The following is a 22,887-nucleotide window of genomic DNA, read 5'->3' on the forward strand; positions in this document are numbered from 1 at the left end:
ATGCGCATTGCACGAGATCTTGCCGACGCAGTCGGAAAAACGCCGCTGATCCGGTTGAAGCGCATCAGTGAAGAAACCGGGTGCGAGATCCTCGGCAAGGCTGAATTCATGAACCCCGGTCAGTCGGTCAAGGACCGTGCTGCTCTCTACATCATCCGCGACGCAGTTGCGCGGGGTGAGTTGAAGCCCGGTGGCACGATTGTAGAAGGCACCGCAGGCAATACCGGTATCGGTCTGGCTCTGGTCGGCGCGTCGATGGGGTTCAAGACGGTGATCGTGATCCCGGAAACCCAGTCCGAAGAAAAGAAAGACATGCTGCGGCTTGCGGGTGCGCAGTTAGTTCAGGTTCCGGCGGCACCGTATCGTAACCCTAACAACTTCGTTCACTACTCGCGCCGTCTGGCCGAGGAACTGGCGCAAACCGAACCCAATGGCGCGATCTGGGCTAACCAGTTCGACAATGTTGCCAACCGTCAGGCCCATGTGGAAACCACTGGCCCCGAAATCTGGGAACAAACCGGCGGCAAGGTGGATGGTTTTGTCTGCGCGGTCGGCTCGGGCGGAACGCTGGCGGGCGTGGCCGATGCGCTGCAGCCCAAAGGCGTGAAGATAGGCCTGGTCGATCCGATGGGCGCGGGGCTGTATTCCTATTACACAACTGGCGAAATCGCGATGGAGGGCGGCTCGATCGCAGAAGGTATCGGACAGGTGCGGATCACCAAGAACCTCGAAGGGTTTAAGCCGGACTACACCTATCAGGCGACCGACAATGAGGCCCTGCCGTACATCTTTGATCTGCTGCGCGAAGAAGGTCTGGTCATGGGCGGTTCGACCGCGATCAACATGGCTGGTGCGGTGCGTTTGGCCAAAGAACTTGGGCCGGGGCATACGATTGTGACCATCCTGTGTGACTATGGCACACGCTATCAGTCCAAACTGTTCAATCCCGAGTTCCTGCGTGAAAAAGAACTGCCGGTGCCCAATTGGATGACAGACGCCCCGCGAAAGATACCGGGCGTGTTCGAGGACGTCTGATGCTGCGACAGGTCCGCCTGTTTCTGACAATTGCTGCGCTTATCTTAGTCGGGTTGGCGGGGGTAGCCTCGGCGCAACTGACTGATCGACAGAGCGAGTTCTATAAGGGCTGGCTCAGCACTGCGGACCGTGCCGAAAGTGTAGTTGAAGCCGACAGGGCGTCGGACGCCGCGATGGAGCAGTTGCGAACCGAGATCGACGGTTATCGCAACACGTTCAATTCGGCTCGCAACGCAAACGCCGACCGCATCCAGACGCTGGAAAGCCAGGTCAAGGCGCTGGGTCCCAAGCCTGAAGAAGGGGTCACGGAGCCGGAGGATATCGCACAACTTCGCGAGCATCTGGACGAACAGCTCAACGCCTTGCGGGTGCCGCGGATTATCTCCGAAGAGGCCTTTAGCCGCGCCAACGGTCTGGTCAGCGAAATTGATCGTATCCTGCGAGAACGTCAGAGAAAGCAGTTTCTGGAACGTGGTCCATCGCCGCTGAACCTGTCGACATGGCCCGCCGCATGGTCAGATATCCGCGAGGCTCTGTTCGGATTGTTCAACGAGACGTCGGCCAATCTGACATCGGACGTCACTAAAGAGCGCGTGCAAAATCAGGCCCCCGCGATACTGGCCTTGGTGGCGCTGGCCGTCATCCTACTGGTTTACGGGCGCCGTTGGTCTGAACGCGGAGGCGACTATCTGCGTCGTTTCGGTGGGCGCGGAACCGGTGCGTGGACCTTTGTGATTTCCTTGCTGCGTATCATCCTTCCCTGGATTGGCGTGGTGGCTCTAACAGCTGCGATTGACCTGACCGGAGTACTTGGTCTGCGCGGCACGCTTTTACTGCAGCAGGTGCCGTATTGGGCGGCGATCGTGCTTGTCTTCGACTGGGTGGGACGGCAAGTCTACTTGATGGCCGCGGCACAGAATTTCCGAAGATTCTCGGCGGGGCAAATCACCGAGATTCGTATCTACGTCGATATTCTGGCAGTGATGCTGATCCTGCATGACTTGATCGGTCTGTTCGAGAGGATTGAGAACATAGCGGAGTCCACCCGCGCTGTTGTGGTCTTTCCGGTCATTGTCGTCACCTCACTTCTTCTGCTGCGCATTCGTCAGATCCGACGGTCAGATCCAGCAACCGAGGGCGGCGAGGTCCAACGCGTCAGCGGGTTTTCACAGGTTGTTGAGGTTGTCCGACGCATCGTGCTCTTGCTTGGTGTCAGCGCGCCTGTTCTGGCCTTGTTGGGCTACACAAATGCGGCCGAAGCGATTGTGTTTCCTGCAGTCAATACGCTGATCCTGATAGCCATTCTTGTGATCGTACAGCGCTTTATCAGCTCGCTATACGGCTGGTTTACGGGGCAGGGGGATAACGCCCGCGATTCTCTATTCGCGGTTCTGGTGGGTTTCTTCCTGGCCTTGATTTCGATCCCTATCCTGGCCCTTTTCTGGGGCGCGCGCGAAGCGGATCTTAGCGAGATCTGGTCGCAGATCCTGCAAGGGTTCAGCTTGGGCGGGGTTACGATCTCTCCGTCCAATTTCCTGACTTTTGTCGCCGTGTTTGCCATCGGATATGGCCTGACACGACTGCTACAGGGAGGCTTGCGCAATTCGCTGCTGCCCAAGACAAGTATTGATCCGGGCGGGCAAAATGCGATCGTATCGGGCACTGGTTACGTCGGCATTTTCCTCGCCTCACTGGTTGCAATCACGGTGGCTGGGTTTGATCTCTCATCACTCGCGATTGTAGCCGGTGCACTGTCTGTCGGTATTGGTTTTGGTCTTCAGACCATCGTTTCGAACTTCGTTTCTGGCATCATTCTTCTGGTCGAGCGTCCCATCTCGAAAGGGGATTGGATCGATGTGAACGGCATGATGGGCTACGTCCGCGATATCTCGGTCCGATCCACGCGGATTGAGACGTTTGACCGGACGGATGTTATTGTTCCGAATTCGGATCTGATCAGTGGCGTGGTCACCAACTATACGCGTGGCAACACGATTGGCCGGGTGATCGTGCCGGTGGGTGTGGCCTACGGAACCGACACGCGCAAGGTCGAGACCATTCTGGGCGAGATCGCGAATTCTCATCCTATGGTGTTGGCGAACCCAGCCCCCAGCGTGGTGTTTCAGGGGTTCGGCGCGGATTCGCTGGACTTTGAAATCAGGGGTATTCTGCGGGACGTGAATTGGGTTCTGTCGGTCAAATCCGACATGAACCACGAAATCAATCGCCGGTTCGTGGAAGAAGGGATCGAGATTCCATTCGCACAACGCGACGTTTGGCTTCGCAACCCCGAAGCCCTGCGCACTGAATCACAAGACCCAACCTCGCCAGCCCCGGAGCAACGAGCACCCAGCACCGAACCCGCAGCCATGACCGAGGGAGATCTGGACGGCGACGGAGGGGACGAAGTCTGACCATTGCTCGCGTTGGGAATGGTCCGCAAACTAATGTGCAAACGGGTGTGAATTCACGGAATTGGGGCCTTGCAAATCCTTTTACATTGCGTCACATATCGCGCTCACGGAGAGGTGGCCGAGTGGTCGAAGGCGCACGCCTGGAAAGTGTGTAGGCGGGAAACCGTCTCCAGGGTTCGAATCCCTGTCTCTCCGCCACTCATACCTGTCTCACTTCAGTTGTGTTTTCTGACCCGGAATTTCGCCGCATTTCCCGTGCGTTGGCGCGTGCGCTTTCAATCAGAGACGGAGCAGATCGTACACTCAGAACGCAACTCCGGCGGCAGTCTCAGTGCCGAATTTTGGCGGGGTCGCTTTGGGCTGGTTTTCCCTGATAAGCAGCAATTGGTCTTGTCAGAAGAACTTTGCTTGAGCGGGGCAGGGCGGGTGCATAGCATTAAGGAATGACCAGACCTGCCTCTTTCAAATACTTCAAAACCAGCCGCGAGATCATCCGCCTTGCGGTGATGTTGTACATCCGCTTCCCGCTTTCGCTTCGAAATGTCGAAGATCTGCTGCACGAGCGAGGCATCGAAGTGAGTCACGAAACTGTACGTTATTGGTGGAACAGGTTTGGCCCAGTGTTTGCTGCCGAAATCCGAAGAAAGCGTGTTCAGCAATTGAGAGCATACTGCAAATGGAAGTGGCACGTGGACGAGGTTTTCGTGAAGGTGAATGGCAAGCGGCATTATTTTTGGCGGGCCGTTGATCACGAAGGCGAGGTACTGGAAGCCGTTGTCACCAAACGCCGAAACAAAGCTGCAGCACTGAAATTCCTCAAGAAATTAATGAAGCGACACGGTAAGGCGGAAGCCGTTGTCACGGATTGCTTCGCATCGTATCGGGCCGCTCTAAGAGAGCTTGGCGCAATCGAAAAACAAAGGACGGGTAGGTGGCTCAACAACCGCGTCGAGAATTCGCACCTCCCATTTCGACGACGCGAGCGCGCGATGCAGCGTTTCAGGCGCATGCGAAGTTTGCAGAAATTCGCCTCCGTCCACTCGTCCGTCTACAACCACTTCAATCAGGAAAGATCGCTAGCCAGCCGAGACACCTTCAAGTTAACACGCAGCGCCGCTCTTAGTGAGTGGCGTCAGCTTTGTTCTGGATAGGTTCGTGGTTTCTGCGGCAAACTAAGACTGGTTCGAATTCGTCTGACAGCACCGCCACAATCCCCCTGACCAGTTTATGCCGCACCTAGATACGAGCGTTCAATGTGGCGAGATCCGGTTGCATTGTATCAGTTCCATGACAGCCATATAGTGCCGGTCGACGCGAATTTTCTGCACAGGACAGACGGACGAACATGATTGACCTGACCGGGCAGGTGCCTCTGCGTACAAGCCAGAATTATGAGATTTTCCAGCATCCCGAAATGGATGGCGCCCTGTTGAAAGTCCGCGTGGATGAGCCGAAGCGAAACCACCTCATACCGCGCTATGCGGAATGGCGTTACGGCAATTTGCGACAATGGAACCGCGAGGCAAACGAATACCTTGCCGCGCTGCACCGTGGCTGCCCCGAGATTGAGCGTCTGGCGAAGTTCATGGGCTATGCACCAACCTCTCGCGGGCCTTCAATCGTGGTGGAAAAGATGACCGGACCGGATGGGGATCTCGCCCCGTCCTTGCATGCTGAGATGATGGCTGCAAATGGTGACCCGGAAGTGGCTCAGAAGCTGCGGGCCGACTTGCTGGAGTTGCTGGACGATCTGGAGCGCGGACGCATCATCGTTGGTGACATGGGGATCGGAAACATCGTTCGCGCGCAGGAGCGCGGTGGCAGACTTGTCGTCATTGACGGGTTGGGTGAGAGGGTCCTGTTGCCTCTGACACTGTTCAGCGATTGGGCGTTTCGCAAATCCATGGCGCGGCGGCGTGCGCGCATGGCGGGCTAGTTGCGGTAGAATGGACCGATTTGAGCATTGGCCGCTGTCCTGTATTTGCTTTATGTCTGGCGATGTTAAGTGCAAAACAGCCCAAATTGGCGGAGGTGCTAAGTGAAACTCTCAACCCCAAATTTCCCGGCCCCAACTGATGCCGAGGACCGCAAGGCCATCCGCCCAGTAATCTGCTATCCGCCAGAGACTCTGCCCAGTCCTGATCTGGATCGGTTGACCCGCTTGCGGGGCACGTCCGTGAAATCTGCCGAGGTCATCGCTGCGCCGCGAGACGCCGCCTGTATCGACGTGCCAGCCGGTGCTTTTTTCCGCATCACATCCGTCGAGGGCGCTCAAGTCGGCGATCTGAACCTGTGGAACAAACACGATCTGACAGAACGTTTCTATTCTGGTAAAACCCGCGCCCTGCACGGAACGCATCTTTCGACCGGAGACCGCATGTGGTCGAGTTTCCCAAATATGCGGCCGATGGCGACGATCACGGCTGATACGCTGGACTGGTACGGCTTTGACGCCTTTGGAGGCTCCGTTCATGACGTGATCGGCACCCGCTGCGACCCGTATACCGGGCGGTTGCTGTCGGGGGATGACTACCACTATTGCTGTCATTCGAACCTGACCCGGGCCTTGGCGCAGCATTGCGATCTGCCCCTGCACGAGGCGGAGACTCATGTGCATGACGTTCTAAACGTCTTCATGTGTACCGGTTTCACGCGCGATACCGGCCAGTATTTTATGAAGGCCAGCCCGGTGCGTCCGGGTGATTACCTTGAATTCCACGCCGAGATCGACCTGATTGTCGGCCTTTCAGCCTGTCCGGGTGGGGACTGCTCCTCCGAGCATTCCTCGGATACCGCCGCGTGCTATCCGTTGCTGATCGAGGTGTTTGATCCGGGTGAAGTCGCGCGGCAGTCGCATGTTCAGCCCAGTGTCTCGGCCTATGACCGGTCGCATGGCGCATAAAAGGCAGCGAAAGGACAACGCGTGACGCAAGCGGACAAACAGCTTAGTACGGCTGTGTTCTACATAAACCTTGACCGGGTTCCCGAACGCCGCGCGTTCATGGAGGCGCAGTTCGCAAAAGCTGGCGTGACCGACCCGATCCGTTTTAGCGCAGTTGATGCACGTCAGGCGGATGCTCTGGAGGGGAATGGGTATGTGCCGGGCGTTGGCTCTCGCTGGGGTTTGAAGCAAAGCGAGATCGCCTGTTTTGAAAGCCATCGCGCCGTCTGGCAGCAAGCAGTGGATCAAAACCTGAAGGCGGCTGCGATTTTCGAGGATGATGTCGAGATGTCGTCCCGACTGGGGGAGGTGATCGACAGCCTCGTCGAGAACGCGGACAGGTTCGATTTCGCAAAGATGGACTACTCGCCGCGCAGCCTGCGTTTTGGGGCCGAGACGGAGATAGGCGGCGCCACAGTTCGCCCTCTGCTGGAAATGGCCCCGAGTGCCGCGGCCTATGTTCTGTCGCAGGAGGGGTGTCGCAAACTGCTGGCCTGGTCTCAGCAGTATTCCGACCATCTCGATGATTTCGTATCGATCCCCCGGCCAGATTGGCGGATGTACCAGGTTTTCCCGGCCGTGGGTGTGCAGATGATCTGGTCGAAGCAGCAGCAAGATCTCGAACTGGTCAAGACAAGCGAGCGGGAAGGTGATCAATCCACCAATACCGGCTTGGATAAAGGCCCGTTCTGGTTCCGGGCTCGGCGCGAGCTATTCGCGGCAAAACGCAAGCTTGGTTGGCGCTTTGGAGGGCAGAAAAAACTGCTCGATCAAGGTGGGTTTGTTGGGTTCATTCCGGTTGATACAGACCTTCGGGTCTGAGGCCTGTCTCACCGGCGCAGAGGCAAACCGACGCCTCAGACTTCAAGTTTTCAAAAGCATTAACAAAAATACCAATTTGATATAAGCTTGTGACGTTATTTCTAGTTATTGACTGGGTGTTGGGGTGTCACAAACGCTTTACGAGAAATACGGCGGCTTCAAAACCATCAGCCGTGTGGTGATGAGTTTCTACGAAATAGCGCTGGAGTCCGACGAAATCGGGCATTTCTTCGAAGATATAGACATGCCGCGCCTGATTGACCATCAGACCAAGTTCGTCTCGTCCCTGGTTGGTGGTCCTGCAGCGTTCAGCGACGACAGGATCGAAGCCGTTCATCGGCACCTTGATATTTCACATGACCACTTCGATGTCATGGCAGACTTGTTCGGCGAGGCGCTTGAGATGCATGGCATGTCCGAGCGCGATATCAAAACGGCCCTTGGCGCGATTGAAGGCAAACGCTCGATCATCGTCAGCCGTGACGCGGCATGAGCATCCTTGCCATCAATGAACAGCTTCTGCGTGCCATCGGCGTTGGGGTTGCGGTTGTGCGGGCCTCTGATCTCCAATTCGTTTTTCACAACAGTCCTTTCGCCGAATGGTTTGGCAAGCCCGAGAAAAAGCAATCTCTGTTGGATATCCTACCTGATCTAGACATCAAGGAGCTGGAGGACGTCAAACAATCCGGCCTGCGGTATTCGGTCGAGCTTCAGATCAAACCCAAGCGCCGGACTCTGATCTTTGCGGTCACTGTCTCACTGGCCAGTGGGTTGTCGGAACAGGTGCTGATCGTGGAATGCCAGAACATCACTCGCATTCGCGAGCTGGAGAGCATGATCGACAGCTACTCGACAATGGTCGAGCGCAACACGCGTGAATTGGAGCGCGAGAAGGAGAGGGTTGAACGCCTCTTGCTGAACGTGATGCCCCGCGCTGTGTATGAAGAGTTCAAGACTTTTGGCGTCGTGACCCCTCAGTTGTTCGATCAAGTCTCGGTGGTGATGTTGGATTTCGTCGGGTTCACAGATTTTGCTGCCAAAACCGACCCGACGGTCACGTTGAGCGAGTTGAACGATATCTTCACGGCCTTCGACCGGATCGTCGAGCAATACGGTTGCGAGCGGATCAAAACGATTGGGGACGCCTATCTGGCCGTCTCTGGTATGCCGGATGCGACGCCCGACCATGCCACGGCTGTCGCCCATTGCGCGGTGCGTTTCTTGCGGTATCTCGAGCGTCGAAACGAAAGCCATCCGCATAAATGGCAGGCCCGGATCGGTCTGGGTATGGGGCCAGCTGTCGGGTCGGTCGTGGGCATTCAGAAATATGTCTATGACGTGTTTGGCCCAGCCGTGAACATCGCTGCGCGCCTGCAGGTCTTCGCAAACCCAATGAATATCGTCGCGCCAGAGGCGATGAAATACGCGTTGATCGATGAGTTTCAGGTCTCAGACCTGGGGCGGGTCGAGATCAAAGGGATGGGAGAGATGGATTTGATCAACGTCTCGTCAGGCCTCAGCGCCAATCAGGGAAGCCGATTGTTCTGAGGATCAGTCGTCCTGCGGCACTAAACCCAGCCCACGCAGGTAAATCCCAATCCCGCTTTCCAGAAGGTCCTCGGGCGAAAAGGGCGAGGTCGCACCGGTCGCGTTACGCGCATAGAGTTCGACCACACCGTGACTCATCGCCCAGATGTGGGCCGAGAACATGGACGCGGGAGGCCGCTTTTCAGGCGGGATATGTTGAGACAGGTCCGCAGCGGCCTTCTCAAGAACTGTTTTGGCTCGGTTTGACGCTAACGACAGCTCAGGCGTGCGGTTTGGGGAAATCCCGCTTTCGAACATGGCGATGTAATGGCCGGGATGCTTGCGAGCAAAGGCCAGATAGGCGCGCCCGGTGGCCTCAAACGCGGCCAGCGCGGATGGCTGGCCCTCGTCATAGGCATATTGCATCAGGTCGGCGAACATCTCGAACCCTTGCCGGGCAGCTTCGGCAATCAGGTCCTCACGCCCGTGATAGTGCCGGTAGACGGCAGCAGGAGTGACCCCGGCGGTCTTGGCGGCCTCGGAAAGGGTGAACCCGGTGGGGCCTTTTTCTTCGATCAACGAGAGCGCGGCCTCAATCAAGGCCTGCTTCAGGTTTCCGTGGTGATACCCGCGCTTCGTCATTCCGGCCTCAGGTTATTGGTTTTTCACGTGTTCGGGTGCCAAGAGATAGTCCAATTTCAGCCAATGGTCCAACGCGCACGCGATTAATTATTGACCAGACCTTTATTTACGTCAGGACTCCCAGACATCCGGCCCGCCGCAGATTTTCGGATCATTCTCGCCGATGGCTTTTTCGTCTTTTTCATCGTAGTCTAAAGCCAGCAGCACCGTTCGGATGGCAGCAAGGCGCGCACGTTTTTTGTCGTCTGATCGCACGATCGTCCATGGGCAGTTTTCCGAATGTGATCGGGTCAGAGTTTCAGAGATCGACTGACTGTATTCATCCCATTTTTCCAAACCGGCGATATCAATCGGGCTGAGTTTCCACTGTTTCAGCGGATCCGTTTCACGCGCCAAAAAGCGGTTCAGCTGTTCAGCACGGCCGACGTTCAGCCAGAACTTGAACAGGCTGATCCCGTCGTTCACGAACCCGGTTTCGAGCGGCAAGACCTGACGGAAGAACCGTTCGCGCTCCTCCTGATTGCAGAACCCAAAGACGTTTTCAACGACACCTCGGTTGTACCAGCTGCGGTCGAAAAAAACGATCTCACCGGCCGAGGGCAGGTGCTGGATATAGCGTTGAAAATACCATTGGCTGCGCTCGGAATCCGAGGGCTTGCTGAGCGCAACATTCCGCGCCCCGCGTGGGTTCAGGTTCTCGCGGAACCGCTTGATGGTGCCGCCTTTTCCCGCCGCATCTCTGCCTTCAAAGATGATCGCGACCCGTTGGCCGGTTTCTTTGACCCAGGATTGCATTTTAACCAGTTCGATTTGCAGCGCCTCGATCTGCTGCTCGTAGTCCTTGGTCTTCATTTTTTCGGCGTAAGGATAGCTTGGATTCAGGATGTCGCCCTTGTTAGCCTTTTCGATCATTTTGCGCACGTCACCGGGCGCTTTCTTGCGGTAATACTTCTCGATTGCACCTTTTTCTGACCGGGCCATGAGCTACCTCGCGATAAAATCCATATCTTACTATGGATTAGGTGCTGGCCTAACGCAAACCCGCCCGTTGTGCGGCGCGGTCTATGGCGGCGGCGACCTCATCGGCTGCGACGACCTGAGGCATATGGCCGATGCCCGGCAGCTCGATCAGCTCGGCACCGGGGATTTGTTCGATCAAGCGGGTCGAGTGCCAATCCAGCTTGACCGTCGTGTCCGCCGTGCCGTGAATGATTTCGGTAGGCACAGAGATTTCACCGTATCGGGGTTGTAGACGCTCAACCTCGTCCAGCAGCCGGACCCGTTGTTTTGCGTTCGCATGCATTGAGGCGCGGCGCATCGTCAGGGCGGGGCCGAAATGCTCGGCATAGCCTTCGGGTGCAGTTTGCGGAGCAAACACTTTGTCGAGGGCCGTTTCGACATAAGATTCCGGCACGTAAGAGGTGATGAGGGGCAGGGCAAGCGCGCTTCCTAGGTTGGTCGCTGCCAATCGGTTGAAATTGTCCAGCGGCGTCTCCCACGGGATGGCGGCCGGGGCGATCAGCACGAGGCCCGAGAGATTGTTGGGACGGGTCACCGCCCACGCCAACGCCACCGACCCTCCAAGGCTCTGCCCGGCGACGATGGGTTTCTCTGCGCCAAGTTTGGCAGCGGCGCGTTGCAGGATATCCGCCTGCTCCTGAATGGTCTCGCCTTCGGGATTGAAACTGTCCGAATAGCCAAGGCCGGGACGGTCAAACACGATCACGCGGTAGTTTTCGGCCAGAATAGGGGCCAAAGCGAAGGTCATGTCACGGGTATTGCCGCTGGAGCCATGGATCAAGACCACATCAGGGCCATCCCCCATGACAACTGCATGAACGGCAATTCCATCCACGTCGAGTATCTGGCCTTCGGGCGGAAACGCCTGCGCGGCGCGGGCCTCGCTCTGGGCAGCGCGCCACAGGGTAAACGCTGCAAAGCCGATCAGGCCCAGCGTCAGAAGTATCCAGATTTTAACGGCCAATTTCACTCATATCGAATGGTGTGGACTGATATATTTCATTGATCCAGTTACCATAGAGCAGATGCGCATGGCTGCGCCACCGGTTCTGCGGCGCCTGCGTCGGATCATCATCCGGATAGTAGTTCATCGGCACGTTGATCGGTGTGCCATTGGCGATGTCCCGATCATATTCCTGCTTCAACGTATCGCTGTCATATTCGAAATGGTTGAAGATATAGAGCGCACGATGTGCCGGGTCCTCGACAAGGCAAGGACCTGCTTCATCGCTGCCAAGCAAGGTGACGAGGCCGTTCGCGGCGTCGATCTCGGCCTGTTTCATCTCGGTCCAGCGGCTGACGGGAATAACGCAATCATCCGAAAAGCCCCGCAAAAACGGCGAGGACGGGAGGAGGTTCCGATGCCGGAAACAGCCAAAGGCCTTGGCGTCCAGCATGTGTTTTTTCACACCGTGGAAATGGTTGATCATCGCCATACCGCCCCAGCAGACCCCGAATGTGGAATGGACATTGGTCTGAGTCCACTCAAACACCTCGCGGAGTTCTTCCCAATAGGTGACATCATCGAATTCCAGATGTTCGATCGGCGCACCGGTGATGATCAGGCCATCGAACTTATGATCCTTCACGTCTTTGAACGGCTGATAGAATTCGGCCATATGCGCCGCGGCGGTGTTCTTGGTCCGATGCTCGGTCATGCGGATCAGAGACAGGTCAATCTGCAGCGGAGTGGCCCCGATCAGACGCGCGAACTGGTTCTCGGTCTGGATTTTCTTGGGCATCAGATTCAGCAGCCCGATCCGCAGGGGGCGAATATCCTGACGCATTGCCTGATCCGCAGCCATAACCATGACGCCTTCCTGGGTCAGGACGTCAAAGGCGGGCAATTCGGATGGGATTTTGATCGGCATCGGGTCAGACTTTTGAATAGTTAGAAGGAGGTAGTTAGGCGCGATCGCGCCCGGTCTCAAGGGTGCGTTCGATCAACTCATCGAAATCAGCCGCATCACGCACTTTTCCGATGTCTTTGGCCGTTATCGTAACGCCCCAGTTATTCGCCATCGCTTCGTACCTGGGCTGACGATGGGCAAGCGCCTGAGCGTAGGTCCACCGGATGAACGCGTCGGGGTCTACGTCGGCTTCGGAGCAGCCGTTTTGATCCAGATATTCCGTCCAGACTCGGGTCAGGAATTCAGCCTGATAGGACATCGGCTTTGGGGCCTTGTCAAAGCGTCGGACCAGCTCGGCCGTGTGGTCGTCGTCACCCTTCAGCCAGATCATCAGCGCCTGTTTTGACAGCTCGGACATCAGTTGATCCGCTGGGTCGTTCGGGTCGACCCACTCGCAAATCGACCCGCCCGTGTCGCAGATGAAATGCGGATAGCCGTAGAGACGCTCTGCCCGATCCACGAAGTATTCGGTGTCCAGAAGGGCGTGAATTTCGGCTAGTCTGAATTGCTCTTGTCGGCGGCGGTACTCGGACATCTCCAACCCGCCAAGCGCCGGATTACCGGGTTTGCCAAGATAGGATGCGACAGGGGTCAGGTTCTCGAACGAGATGTTCGAGCCGATATATATCGAATCCGACAGCAGAAGGTCCCTCAGGAATGGGACTTTCATCGCCTCAGCCTTGGCGTTATCGGCGATGTATTCGCCCATGTAGCGGGTGCCGATCCGGTAGTCGACCGAGTAGTGAAACCAGCCACCGCTGTCTCGCAGGATGTTGGATACATAGGTCTTGCCCAGCCCCGACATGCCGAAAAACAGCACCTTCTTACGTGCAGCCACACGCCAATCTCTTGCCGAGCTGTAGATCATCTTGTGCTGTCCCTTGTTTTTGCCTTTGCTAATTCGGGCAGGCGGCGACGTCAATCGCGTGGGACGGCTCGGTTGAGGATCAATAGTCCCGCGGCCAGCACGGCAAAGCCGACATAGGCGCGTGGATCCAGTGCCTCGTCGCGCAGCAAGGCGCCCAAAACGATCGCGACAGGTGGGATGATGAGGGTCACGAGTAACAAATTGCCACTGCCAGCCATTGCAAGGACCCGGTAGTAGAGAAGATAGGCACCCGCCGTCGCGATCAGGGAATAATAAGCGATTGCCGCCCATGTGACCGCAGGTAGGCTGAGACTTGGGATGCCGTCAGTCATAAGGGCAATCGGGATCATGAAGAGGGTCGAGCCGGTCAGCATCCCGGCGGCGGCGACGATTGGGGGCAGAGAGCTTAGGTGTTTGCGCGCCCAAACGCCGGCAAAAGCGTAGGAGATAGTGCCCGCGAGGATGGCAAGTTGAGCAGTGCTTTGCAGACTGAAGTCCGTTAGGTTGCCGACCCCGATCGCGATTGAGACGCCAAAAAAGCCCAGTCCAGCGCCGAGAAGGCGCGGTGGTGTCAACCTCTCGTCGGAAAAGAAGAGTGCAGCAACGAGAACGCCAAAGATAGCCGTCGCCGCGTTCAGAATCGCCGTGAGGCCGGAGTCAATATACAACTGCCCCCACGCCATCAGCGAGAACGGAATCACGTTGTTGAGCAGTCCCATGACCAGAAAACCCAACCAGAGGCGAGGTGAACTCGGGACGCTTAGACCCCTGATCCAAACCACCAACCACAAGGCCAGCATTGCCCAGAATGTTCGATGCAGGACCGAGGTCATCACAGGTATCGTGTCCAGCGCAATGCGGATCGAAACAAATGACGCGCCCCAGATGATACCCAGCAGCGAAAGCTCAGCCCATGCGCGGGGGGATAGGTGTTTTTGCTGTTCCATGAACAGGTTGTGGCAGCTTTGAGTTCATGCGGCGACCCGAAAGATGCGGAAACAAAAAGACCCCACCAAAAACGGCGGGGTCTGATTGGTTTTTATGTGGGGGCGATTAGTCCAGAGCGTAGGTGATCTGGAAGCCGACACTCCAAGCGCTATTGCCTGAGAAGTCAGCTGTTTGACCAAACCCACCGTCAGCCGTTGCGTCACCAATATCGGTGTAGCGAACGCCCGCCGAGATTTTGGCTTTTTCCAGAGAGTAGGTGCCGCCAAGACCGATGCTCCAGAAACCGTCTGTGGGACCCAGGTTGGTCACCGGTTCTCCTTCGTCGGTTTCATAGCCTAACGTCACAGCGCCCGAAAACTCTTCAGAGAACTGGTATCCCAAACCCAGAGTGTAAGTGTAGGTGGCATTGCCATAGCTAACCAGTGCAGTGGTCGGCGGATAGTTTGGCGGATCGTACTCCAATTGCGGCCAATCAACCCATCTGATCGAGCCGAATAGCAGCGTTTTCGGTGCTACGCCGGTTTGGAAATCCAAGTTCACCGACTGCGGCGTTTCGATTTCGCTGCTGGTATCGACCGATCCAAATAGAGTGCCGCTCTCTGTTTGCGACAGATCGTGCGAGATCTTCGAGTTGTATGTCAGCGAGACGCGAGCGGCAATTTCTGGTTTTTCCCACGCAACACCAAGCACGTAGCCAAAGGCCGTATCAGCATCCGTTTCAACTGAATACCCCAATGCGGCCGGCACATCTACGCTGGCTTTCACGCGTTGGGCGCGAACGCCGCCAAGAGCACTGAACCCGTTATCGAACTTGTAGCGGAACAAGGCGGTGATTGCATCGGTATCAGCCGTTGCGCGCAAAGAGCCGGTGGTTGTGGGCGATGCCGGATTGATCGAAAGTGGGTAGTTGGAAGCATATGCGATGTCAGCGCCATAGGGCTGGTCATACATGATCGCAAAGTCGATCTTTTCAGTCAAAGACGTCTTGTAGCCAAGATGTGGCGTGAAGAAGTCGTTGGAGACGTTTCCAGAGTTAATAACCTGCCCGTTTGTGGGGCTGGCGGGGTTCGCATCAAGTAACGTACCGCTGACGCTCGGATCTGTATACCCGAGGCGGAACTGCACAACCGACCCTTCTTCGAAAATCAGATTGATGCCCTGACCGCTTCGATCCAGGCCGCCAGCGTGGCCAGCCGTTGCCCCCACGCAAAGCGCGCACGCTGATAGTAGCGCCTTTCTCATGTATTCCTCCCTTACTGTCCCTTGAAGGCCTGTATGGCATCGTGTGAGTGTACGGATGCCGACCCGCTCGATTTGAATGCCCGATACTGTCTCGGTGTCTATTTTATCGTCAACTAGTGACCGTGCGTTACTTCTTATGAGTGTCGGCACGAACTGTTGCTAAACTGTTACGATTTTCGGACCAAACATTCAGAAAGATACCTGAAAAGATCACGGCTGCGCCAAGCAGCGTCCAATGATCCAGTGGTTCGTGGTAAAGAAGCATGCCGACGACCGCGATTGTCGGCAGGCGGGCAAAGTCGAACGGTACCACTACGGTTGCGGGGGCGATTGCAAGCGCGTTTGTGATACAGAAATGCGCCAAAAGACCGGCCAGACCAACCAACAACAAAAAAGGTGCCGTCTGCAGCGTTGGCAAGGCGATTTGCTGATCTATCCCAGCGGCGATCGTGCCAAGAACAGCCTGCATCACAGTCAGCCAGAACACGATACATCCGATACTGGCGTGTCGTGTGAGCTGTTTCGTCGTGATCGTTGTAAACGCGAAGAAAATCGCGCTTCCGGCAGCCATAAGGATACCCGGCGACAGGCTAGAGGTGCCGGGTCTTGTCACCATCAGAACACCGACAAACGCAATCAATGCCGAGGTCATGCGGATCGCGGTCAGGCGCTCTTTCAAAAGAAGCGGAGAAAGCAGGATAACCCAGATCGGTTGGGTGAATTCAAGCGCGAAAACCTGCGCCAGAGGGGCCACTCCGACGGCGTAGAACCAAAGGTTTTGGCCGGTGAAATGGAACGTGTTGCGTAGGGCGTGCAAACCAAGACGCTCGGTTGTGACCTGATGCCATTTGCGGGTCGCCGTCAATACTAGCGCTGCGATGATCACGCCGACAAAACTGCGATACATCATGATCTCAAACGTATCGTGATGCAGGCTCAACTCTCGACCGGCGACGGCCATTGAGGAGAACGAGGCAATAGCGCCGGTCATCCACAGAGCGGCAGAAAGTGAAGAGCCTGCGCCTTGTTTCATTTTACGATGGAAAATCCCTCAACAGTAACTCTTTGATGCAGCAGAACTTCTTCCCGAGGCACAATCAGGTGTTTTTCCGTTCATCTTTAAAGAGATAGTCGTGCTGAGAAAGTAAGGCTTCAAATTTGTACCCTACGGATTCAAGATAGCTGGCCACGCGGTTATAGTCCCTGCACTCCACTAGCATGAAGTCAAACCTAAACTGGTTATGATCCAGACCTTTCAATACACTGAGCTCCGCTCCTTCAACATCGAGTGAAAGAAAGTTGATACGAGGCGGAGCATTGGAATCAACCAAAATGTCGTTGAGAGGTTTGGCTGCGGCGCCAAAGGTAAAGGTGCGTTCCGCTTCACTCATATGTTGTTGGGCCGCGAGGAGATGCGCGTTTGGATCAGGCAGGTCTAACTCCATTCCAATGGGAACAGTCATCAAATTCGCATAGGCCATTTCAACAAATTTGTCAGGGAAGCCGAACTCCACGCAGGCGTTACAATGAACTTGGTTGTTTTCGCCGCGACGTTTCAGGCATTTTAGGAAATTGTGTGGAGATGGCTCGATCAGCACCCCGCGCCAGTTCCGTTCCTTCTCGAAGTAAAGTGTATTGGATTGGTTCACCCCGTCGTTGGCGCCAAGTTCGACATAGAACCCGTTGTCAAAATCAACGTAGGGTTCAAGTTTTTGATCGAGGCTATTGAGGCCAAAATACTTGGATTCGGGTTTCTTTTTTCGCTTGCGGCCAATCAGGTCGGAAAATCTCATGGCTATGAATTGCCTATTTTGTTTTCTTGAGGGGAAGGGACTGTTTTCGCTGAACTTCAGTAAGATTCATAGCTCTTCATCTGGATGAATCCACCAATCTGGCCTCTTGGTATAATTGAAGCCTCGTTGTTCTAGCTTTCCTATTGCACAACCTGGCAAATTGAGCATCAGTGCAAGTTGTTCTTGTGAAGCTTTCCATTCGCCAATATCAGGGTAACGTCCGGATACATCATCCCACGCGTCTACCTTATTGAGGTGATCAAACTGATTGTATGCGTGCCCGCTGGCTCCAAATACATAAACTGTCTCAGCAGCAATGCTGAGAAGACAGATGCCCACCCCAAAACTACCGTAGCCAAAGGTCAAATGTCGCGCGGCCAGCAATACATCCAAGTCCTCCTTGAGAGAACCACTTTGTAATAACAGTGTTAGTTCTGAGTTTTCTATATAAGTTTCCAATGCGCCGACGCACGGGTTTCGCCGATCTTCGAAAACCAAGCGAACGCGGTTGATACCAAGCTCTTTGCGTGCTTGTTCAATCATTTTTTTGTAGAACGCCAAGGGTGGCTGCGAAAAGTCCGGGTGTGGTCTCGCGTCGAATGCATCGCCCGATCGAATGTGTATTGTGAGGCAACCTCGGGGTTCTGGTTCTGGTAATGGGATGTGAGCCGCTGGAACAAGATATTTTTGCAATACCTGTCTACGCAAAGGCATTCGTATGCCAAGCCGCTCCATTCGCGGGCCAGTGTAAAATGTGCCTTTCAAAAAAAGACCGAGAGAGCTTGTGTCATAATCGTGGGGAAGAAACGTTAGTCCTGATACCTCAGTAGGGCTATCTATCTTGATCAATTCGGTCTTTGGCAACTGAATAAAGGGGAGTCTCAGGGAGCGGGCTAAAAATAGAGCATTGCTTGATTGAAGAAAACTATTCCCCATCCTGCCATACTCTTCGACGGAAAGGCCGACAATACTCTGCCCATCAGTTCCGCGATGTTCATCAATCGAATAGTCGGTCTTTAACCGGTTGGAATTATAAGTTGAATTCCAATTACTATTCAGTTTTCGCAAGGCTTTTTTTAGTCTATGCGATGCAGATTGCCTGAATCCCATTTTGAACTACTCCCACTCAATCGTTCCCGGAGGTTTCGAAGTGATATCGTAGGTGCATCGGTTGATACCCTTTACCTCGTTAATGATCCGAGTGGCGGTTTCGCCCAGGAACTCGTGGCTGAAGGGGTAATAGTCGGCGGTCATGCCATCAACTGACGTTACGGCACGCAGTGCGCAGGCGTAGTCGTATGTGCGGTCATCGCCCATGACTCCGACGGTTCGGACGGGGAGAATCGCCACGAAAGCCTGCCAGATTTCATCATAGAGGCCATGTTTGCGAATCTGGTCGATGTAGACTGCATCCGCTTCGCGCAGGATTTCCAGCTTCTCACGGGTGATCTCACCTGGGCAGCGAATGGCGAGGCCCGGTCCGGGGAAGGGGTGGCGGCCGATGAAGCTGTCAGGCAGGCCCAGTTCGCGACCCAGCGCGCGGACCTCATCCTTGAACAGCTCACGCAGGGGTTCGACCAGCTTCAGGCCCATCTTCTCGGGCAGGCCACCGACATTGTGGTGCGATTTGATCGTGACAGAAGGGCCACCGCTGAAAGAGACGGACTCGATGACGTCCGGGTAGAGTGTGCCTTGGGCCAGGAACTCCGCCCCGTCGATAGTGTCGGCGTGCTTCTGGAACACGTCGATGAACAGTTTGCCAATGATCTTGCGTTTGGTCTCCGGGTCGCTTTGACCGTCCAACTCGCCCAGGAACAGATCGCTTTCGTCCGCATGGATCAGCTGAATGTTGTAGTTGTCGCGAAACATGCCGACGACTTCCTGCGCCTCGTTTTTGCGAAGCAGCCCGTGGTCAACAAAGACGCAGGTGAGTTGATCACCGATCGCCTCGTGGATCAGGATCGCGGCCACCGAGCTGTCGACGCCGCCGGACAGGCCGCAGATGACTTTCTTATCACCAACCTGCTCGCGGATCTTCTCTATCATCTGTTCACGATAGGCACCCATCGTCCAGTCGCCGCTGAACCCGGCGAGCTTCACAAAATTTTCATACAGTTTCGCGCCCTTGGGCGTGTGATGCACCTCGGGGTGGAACTGCACAGCGTAGAAATGGCGCTTGCTGTCTGCCGTGATGGCAAACGGTGCGTTGGGCGAGGTGCCGAAAACTTCAAACCCCGGAGCGATTTCGCTGACATGGTCGCCGTGGCTCATCCAGACCTGTTCATCACCATCCGCGAACCAGTCTTTCAGGATATCCAACTGACCTTTCGGAGTGACAAAGGCGCGGCCAAACTCGGCGGTGCCATGGCCGCTTTCGACCTTGCCGCCCAGTTGGTGCATCATCACCTGCTGGCCATAACAGATGCCCAGGATCGGAACGCCATAGTCGAAAATCTCTTGCGGCGCGCGCGGAGAACCCTCACGCGTGACACTGTCCGGCCCACCCGAAAAAATCATCGCTTTGGGCGCCATTTCGCGCACAAATTCCATGGTGACGTTCTGGTAGGGGTGGATTTCGCAATAGACATTCAGCTCGCGCAGACGGCGTGCAATCAGCTGCGTTACCTGGCTGCCGAAGTCGATGATCAGAAGGCGGTCGTGGGATGTATCACTCATGTGCGGGCCATAGGCCAAGCGTAACGAATTCGCAAGAGATAAGGTCTTTGGTAGGGGGCAGGACACTACATTTTGGGAAACTGCGCTTCGGTTATTGTAAAAGTTTTGTAACAAAAATATGACGATCTTTCCGTCTGCGTCATGCAGACACCCAGAACAGGAGAGATGCGTTTGCCCATAGCTGTTGAACTTGCCGCTTTGAATCTGGCTTTGGCCATGTTCTGCGGGGCTTTGATCGGGTCCGAGCGTCAGGTGCGCCAACGTATGGCAGGTTTGCGCACCAATGCGCTGGTGGCCCTGAGCGCTGCAGCTTTTGTGGTGTTCTCGGCGCTTTATCCGGATGAGGTAAGTCCGACTCGTGTGGCTGCTCAGGTCGTGTCAGGGATCGGGTTTCTTGGGGCGGGCATCATCTTTCGGCACGGGTTCACCATTCACGGCCTGAACACGGCGGCGACTTTGTGGTGTTCGGCGGCTGTGGGGATGATGGCCGGAAGTGGGGCCTGGATCTTTGCGATCATGATGACGGGTTTCGTCATTTTTGTGAATCTGGGGCTACGGCCGCTGGTGAAGTGGTTGAAAAAAACGACACGTGCCGGGGTTCCCTTGACGCAGGAGTTCCGCATCCTCGTGCAATGCGCGGCGGATGCGCAGGCAGAGGTCCGCGCGGCGGCACTACAGGCTTTGGCGCAAAACGGGGTGCGCATTGTCGGGTTTCAAAAGGGAGATGCAGACGACAACGGTTTGCAAACACTGGAAATTCTCGTTTCCACCGAAGATCATCCCGAAAACGTGCAACACAAAATCGCAGCGCCCCTTATTCTTGAGCCGGGGATTCTGAGTGTTGAGTGGGAAGATGCGAACGAGACCTGAAACCGTTGTTTTAAAGGGTCTCGTCGCGGCTTGATGTCGCTTTTATGTGCCAATAGCCGTTATCTTCCAATAGTAGCGAGTGTTGGCGGGCTAGATAGAACCCCAATCAACACATCCAAAGTATGGTGAGGAAAAATGGCTGAAGCATCAGCACGTCGTCGAGGTCGCGGCGGTGGCGGAGCCGCCCGCCGGGCAGAACGCACTGCGGTTCGGATCGACACCGCAAAGTACATTGAGCGGAACATTCCGAACTTTGAGGTCCTCAACGAAGAAGCGTTGGAGATCATCGAGTACAACGCGGAAACGATTCTGGAAGAGGTTGGCGTCAACTTTGTCGACAATCCCGCCGCGCTGGAGCGTTGGCGCAATGCGGGTGCGGATGTTGATGGCGAACGCGTGCGCATCCCGCGTGGTCTGGCGCGGCAGCTGATCAAAACGGCCCCAAGCCAGTTCACTCAGCACGCCCGCAACCCAGAGAAATCGGTTGAGATCGGTGGCCGCAACATGGTTCTGGCGCCTGTCTACGGCCCTCCGTTCGTGCGTGATGCGCAGGGCGGTCGTCGTTATGCGACCATGGATGACTTCAACAAGTTCGTGAAACTGGCCTATATGTCCAAGTGGCTGCACCACTCGGGCGGTACCGTTTGCGAACCGACCGATATTCCGGTGAACAAACGCCACCTCGATATGCTGATGGCGCACATGAGCCTTTCGGACAAACCCTTCATGGGATCCGTGACCGACCCCAGCCGCGCGCAGGATTCGGTCGAGATGTGCGAGATTCTGTTCGGCAAGGACTTCGTTCAGAACAACACCGTGATGACCTCGCTGACCAACATCAACTCACCGATGACCTTTGACGATGTGATGATGGGGTCGCTAGAGGTTTACGCGAAGAACAATCAGGCTTGTATCGTCTCGCCCTTCATTGTCGGTGGTGCGATGGCGCCGGTGTCGGTTGCAGGGACGCTGACGCAGGTTCTGGCCGAGGTTCTGGCGGGTATCGCCTATAGCCAAATCATCCGTCCAGGTGCACCCGTGATCTTTGGTGCGTTTGTGACTTCGATTGACATGAACTCGGGCGCGCCGACCTTTGGTACACCCGAGGCCGCGCATATCACCTATGGTGCGGGTCAGCTGGCACGTCGGCTGAACCTGCCTTACCGCTCCGCGGGGTCGTTCTGTGGTTCGAAACTGCCGGACGCGCAGGCGGCATATGAGACCGCGAACTCTCTGAACATGGGTCTGATGTCGGGCGTGAACTTCATGCTGCACTCGTGCGGCTGGCTCGAAGGCGGTCTGGTTGCAGACTTTGAGAAGTTCGTGATGGATGCCGATCAACTTGGTGTTCTGCACGGTCTGGCCAAAGGTGTCGCCTATGACGAGAACGCACAGGCGATGGGTGCGATCCGCGAAGTGGGACCGGGCGGTCACTATCTTGGCTGCGAGCACACGCAGGCCAACTTCAAGGAAGCCTTCTGGAAAACCGAGGTGCTGGACTACAAACCGTTCGAGACCTGGCAGGATGAAGGTTCACGCGATACGCGTCAGCTGGCCTCGGCCCGGGTCGAGCATCTGCTGGCCAACTACCAGCAGCCGCAGATGGACCCGGCAACCAAAGAGGCGCTCGAGGCTTATATTGCCGACAAGAAAGCCTCGATGCCGGACGCGTTTACCTGATCACTCTAACTGTGCGGCGCGGCTTGCTTGGTACAGCTGCGCCTCACCCAAAAGCGCAATCAGAAGATCAAGGTGTCTGACCAGAGAATAGGCGGCATCCTCTTCTTTTCGCAGCGTATTTTGTTCTCTCTCCATATCCATAAGCCGCATCAGAGCGGCCCCGTTTCCGGGCAGTCGTCCATAGCCTAGGATGCGCTGAAGATGCCGGTCACGGTTGTAGTCCTGCGCCCCTAATTTTGCAGCGCGCGCCAATAGACGAGGGCGGCGCAGGGTCGTGATCATGGTCATCAGGTCTTGCATTTCAGATGCCTCTTGTTCGGATAATTGACGCCCTGTTTGTCACACAACCTAGGAGGGTGTTGCGCTCATCAAGATCGCCCCGAACGTTGGTTTCACGACTGTTTATCTTTTTGAATCAAATCTGGTTGCTGCGCTTCGGGGTTAACTAACGAGTAACGAAACCACCTCTAGTTAGATTTGGTTAACAATAATTTCGGGG

The 22,887-nt window shown here is 55.8% G+C and carries 22 protein-coding genes and 1 tRNA gene; 11 read left to right on the plus strand and 12 right to left on the minus strand.

Annotated elements, in window-relative coordinates; genetic code table 11:
- From ACR3FB_RS07470 to ACR3FB_RS07510, 9 genes are all read left to right on the plus strand, one after another.
- Nucleotides 1–1,035, plus strand: coding sequence for a cysteine synthase A (locus ACR3FB_RS07470; RefSeq protein WP_480565478.1), 1,035 nt, complete (start codon nt 1–3; stop codon nt 1,033–1,035).
- Complete coding sequence (locus tag ACR3FB_RS07475; protein ID WP_480565480.1) at nt 1,035–3,449, plus strand: DUF3772 domain-containing protein; 2,415 nt, start codon at nt 1,035–1,037, stop codon at nt 3,447–3,449. The genes ACR3FB_RS07470 and ACR3FB_RS07475 overlap by 1 nt, the downstream gene beginning before the upstream one ends.
- A 108-nt stretch (nt 3,450–3,557) precedes the next feature.
- A tRNA-Ser gene (locus ACR3FB_RS07480) sits at nt 3,558–3,647 on the plus strand.
- A gap of 245 nt (nt 3,648–3,892) precedes the next feature.
- On the plus strand, nt 3,893–4,600 hold the full coding sequence (locus tag ACR3FB_RS07485; RefSeq protein ID WP_480565482.1) for an IS6 family transposase: 708 nt from the start codon (nt 3,893–3,895) through the stop codon (nt 4,598–4,600).
- Between the two features lie 194 nt (nt 4,601–4,794).
- Nucleotides 4,795–5,385 carry a YrbL family protein gene (locus ACR3FB_RS07490; protein ID WP_480565484.1) on the plus strand — a complete coding sequence of 197 codons (591 nt, stop codon included), beginning with the start codon at nt 4,795–4,797 and terminating at the stop codon, nt 5,383–5,385.
- Between the two features lie 102 nt (nt 5,386–5,487).
- Nucleotides 5,488–6,351 (plus strand): urea carboxylase-associated family protein, encoded by an 864-nt coding sequence (locus ACR3FB_RS07495; RefSeq protein ID WP_480565486.1) that lies wholly within the window; start codon nt 5,488–5,490, stop codon nt 6,349–6,351.
- Nucleotides 6,352–6,372: 21 nt separating this feature from the next.
- Entirely contained in the window at nt 6,373–7,212 is an 840-nt protein-coding gene (locus tag ACR3FB_RS07500; protein ID WP_480565488.1) for a glycosyltransferase family 25 protein, read from the plus strand.
- Between the two features lie 124 nt (nt 7,213–7,336).
- Nucleotides 7,337–7,705, plus strand: coding sequence for a group I truncated hemoglobin (locus ACR3FB_RS07505; RefSeq protein WP_480565490.1), 369 nt, complete (start codon nt 7,337–7,339; stop codon nt 7,703–7,705).
- Nucleotides 7,702–8,760 (plus strand): adenylate/guanylate cyclase domain-containing protein, encoded by a 1,059-nt coding sequence (locus ACR3FB_RS07510; RefSeq protein WP_480565492.1) that lies wholly within the window; start codon nt 7,702–7,704, stop codon nt 8,758–8,760. Before ACR3FB_RS07505 ends, ACR3FB_RS07510 begins: the two co-directional genes overlap by 4 nt.
- Nucleotides 8,761–8,763: 3 nt before the next feature.
- Here the strand turns inward: ACR3FB_RS07510 and ACR3FB_RS07515 are convergent, their stop codons facing one another.
- The 11 genes from ACR3FB_RS07515 to guaA form a co-directional block, all read right to left on the minus strand.
- A complete protein-coding gene (locus ACR3FB_RS07515; protein ID WP_170487400.1) occupies nt 8,764–9,381 on the minus strand; it encodes a TetR/AcrR family transcriptional regulator in 618 nt (205 codons plus the stop codon).
- A gap of 111 nt (nt 9,382–9,492) precedes the next feature.
- Nucleotides 9,493–10,362 (minus strand): polyphosphate kinase 2, encoded by an 870-nt coding sequence (gene ppk2 / locus ACR3FB_RS07520; protein WP_480565494.1) that lies wholly within the window; start codon nt 10,360–10,362, stop codon nt 9,493–9,495.
- A 49-nt stretch (nt 10,363–10,411) separates the two neighbouring features.
- Nucleotides 10,412–11,365 (minus strand): alpha/beta fold hydrolase, encoded by a 954-nt coding sequence (locus ACR3FB_RS07525; protein ID WP_480565496.1) that lies wholly within the window; start codon nt 11,363–11,365, stop codon nt 10,412–10,414.
- A complete protein-coding gene (gene metA / locus ACR3FB_RS07530) occupies nt 11,355–12,272 on the minus strand; it encodes a homoserine O-acetyltransferase MetA (protein ID WP_419739721.1) in 918 nt (305 codons plus the stop codon). The genes ACR3FB_RS07525 and metA overlap by 11 nt, the downstream gene beginning before the upstream one ends.
- A gap of 34 nt (nt 12,273–12,306) precedes the next feature.
- Nucleotides 12,307–13,179: an ATPase gene (locus tag ACR3FB_RS07535; RefSeq protein ID WP_480565498.1), complete on the minus strand. Its 873-nt coding sequence runs from the start codon at nt 13,177–13,179 to the stop codon at nt 12,307–12,309.
- Between the two features lie 50 nt (nt 13,180–13,229).
- Complete coding sequence (locus ACR3FB_RS07540; RefSeq protein ID WP_170376790.1) at nt 13,230–14,126, minus strand: DMT family transporter; 897 nt, start codon at nt 14,124–14,126, stop codon at nt 13,230–13,232.
- Nucleotides 14,127–14,232: 106 nt separating this feature from the next.
- Nucleotides 14,233–15,369: a porin family protein gene (locus ACR3FB_RS07545; protein ID WP_170376791.1), complete on the minus strand. Its 1,137-nt coding sequence runs from the start codon at nt 15,367–15,369 to the stop codon at nt 14,233–14,235.
- Nucleotides 15,370–15,496: 127 nt separating this feature from the next.
- On the minus strand, nt 15,497–16,402 hold the full coding sequence (locus tag ACR3FB_RS07550) for a DMT family transporter (RefSeq protein WP_480565500.1): 906 nt from the start codon (nt 16,400–16,402) through the stop codon (nt 15,497–15,499).
- A 64-nt stretch (nt 16,403–16,466) separates the two neighbouring features.
- Nucleotides 16,467–17,162 (minus strand): FkbM family methyltransferase, encoded by a 696-nt coding sequence (locus ACR3FB_RS07555; RefSeq protein WP_480565502.1) that lies wholly within the window; start codon nt 17,160–17,162, stop codon nt 16,467–16,469.
- 66 nt (nt 17,163–17,228) lie between these two features.
- Nucleotides 17,229–18,272, minus strand: a complete 1,044-nt coding sequence (locus ACR3FB_RS07560) for a hypothetical protein (RefSeq protein WP_480565504.1) — start codon at nt 18,270–18,272, stop codon at nt 17,229–17,231.
- Between the two features lie 6 nt (nt 18,273–18,278).
- Nucleotides 18,279–19,838 (minus strand): glutamine-hydrolyzing GMP synthase, encoded by a 1,560-nt coding sequence (guaA, locus tag ACR3FB_RS07565; RefSeq protein WP_480565506.1) that lies wholly within the window; start codon nt 19,836–19,838, stop codon nt 18,279–18,281.
- A gap of 165 nt (nt 19,839–20,003) precedes the next feature.
- Here guaA and ACR3FB_RS07570 point away from each other — a divergent pair, with 165 nt between their 5' ends.
- Nucleotides 20,004–20,708, plus strand: coding sequence for an MgtC/SapB family protein (locus tag ACR3FB_RS07570; protein WP_480565508.1), 705 nt, complete (start codon nt 20,004–20,006; stop codon nt 20,706–20,708).
- Between the two features lie 135 nt (nt 20,709–20,843).
- Nucleotides 20,844–22,388: a trimethylamine methyltransferase family protein gene (locus ACR3FB_RS07575; protein ID WP_480565510.1), complete on the plus strand. Its 1,545-nt coding sequence runs from the start codon at nt 20,844–20,846 to the stop codon at nt 22,386–22,388.
- On the opposite strand, the gene ACR3FB_RS07580 is transcribed toward ACR3FB_RS07575, so the two are convergent.
- Nucleotides 22,389–22,688: a DUF6477 family protein gene (locus ACR3FB_RS07580; protein WP_480565512.1), complete on the minus strand. Its 300-nt coding sequence runs from the start codon at nt 22,686–22,688 to the stop codon at nt 22,389–22,391.
- Between the last annotated feature and the right edge of the window lie 199 nt (nt 22,689–22,887).

The sequence above is a fragment of the Ruegeria sp. AO1 genome, from assembly GCF_056535985.1.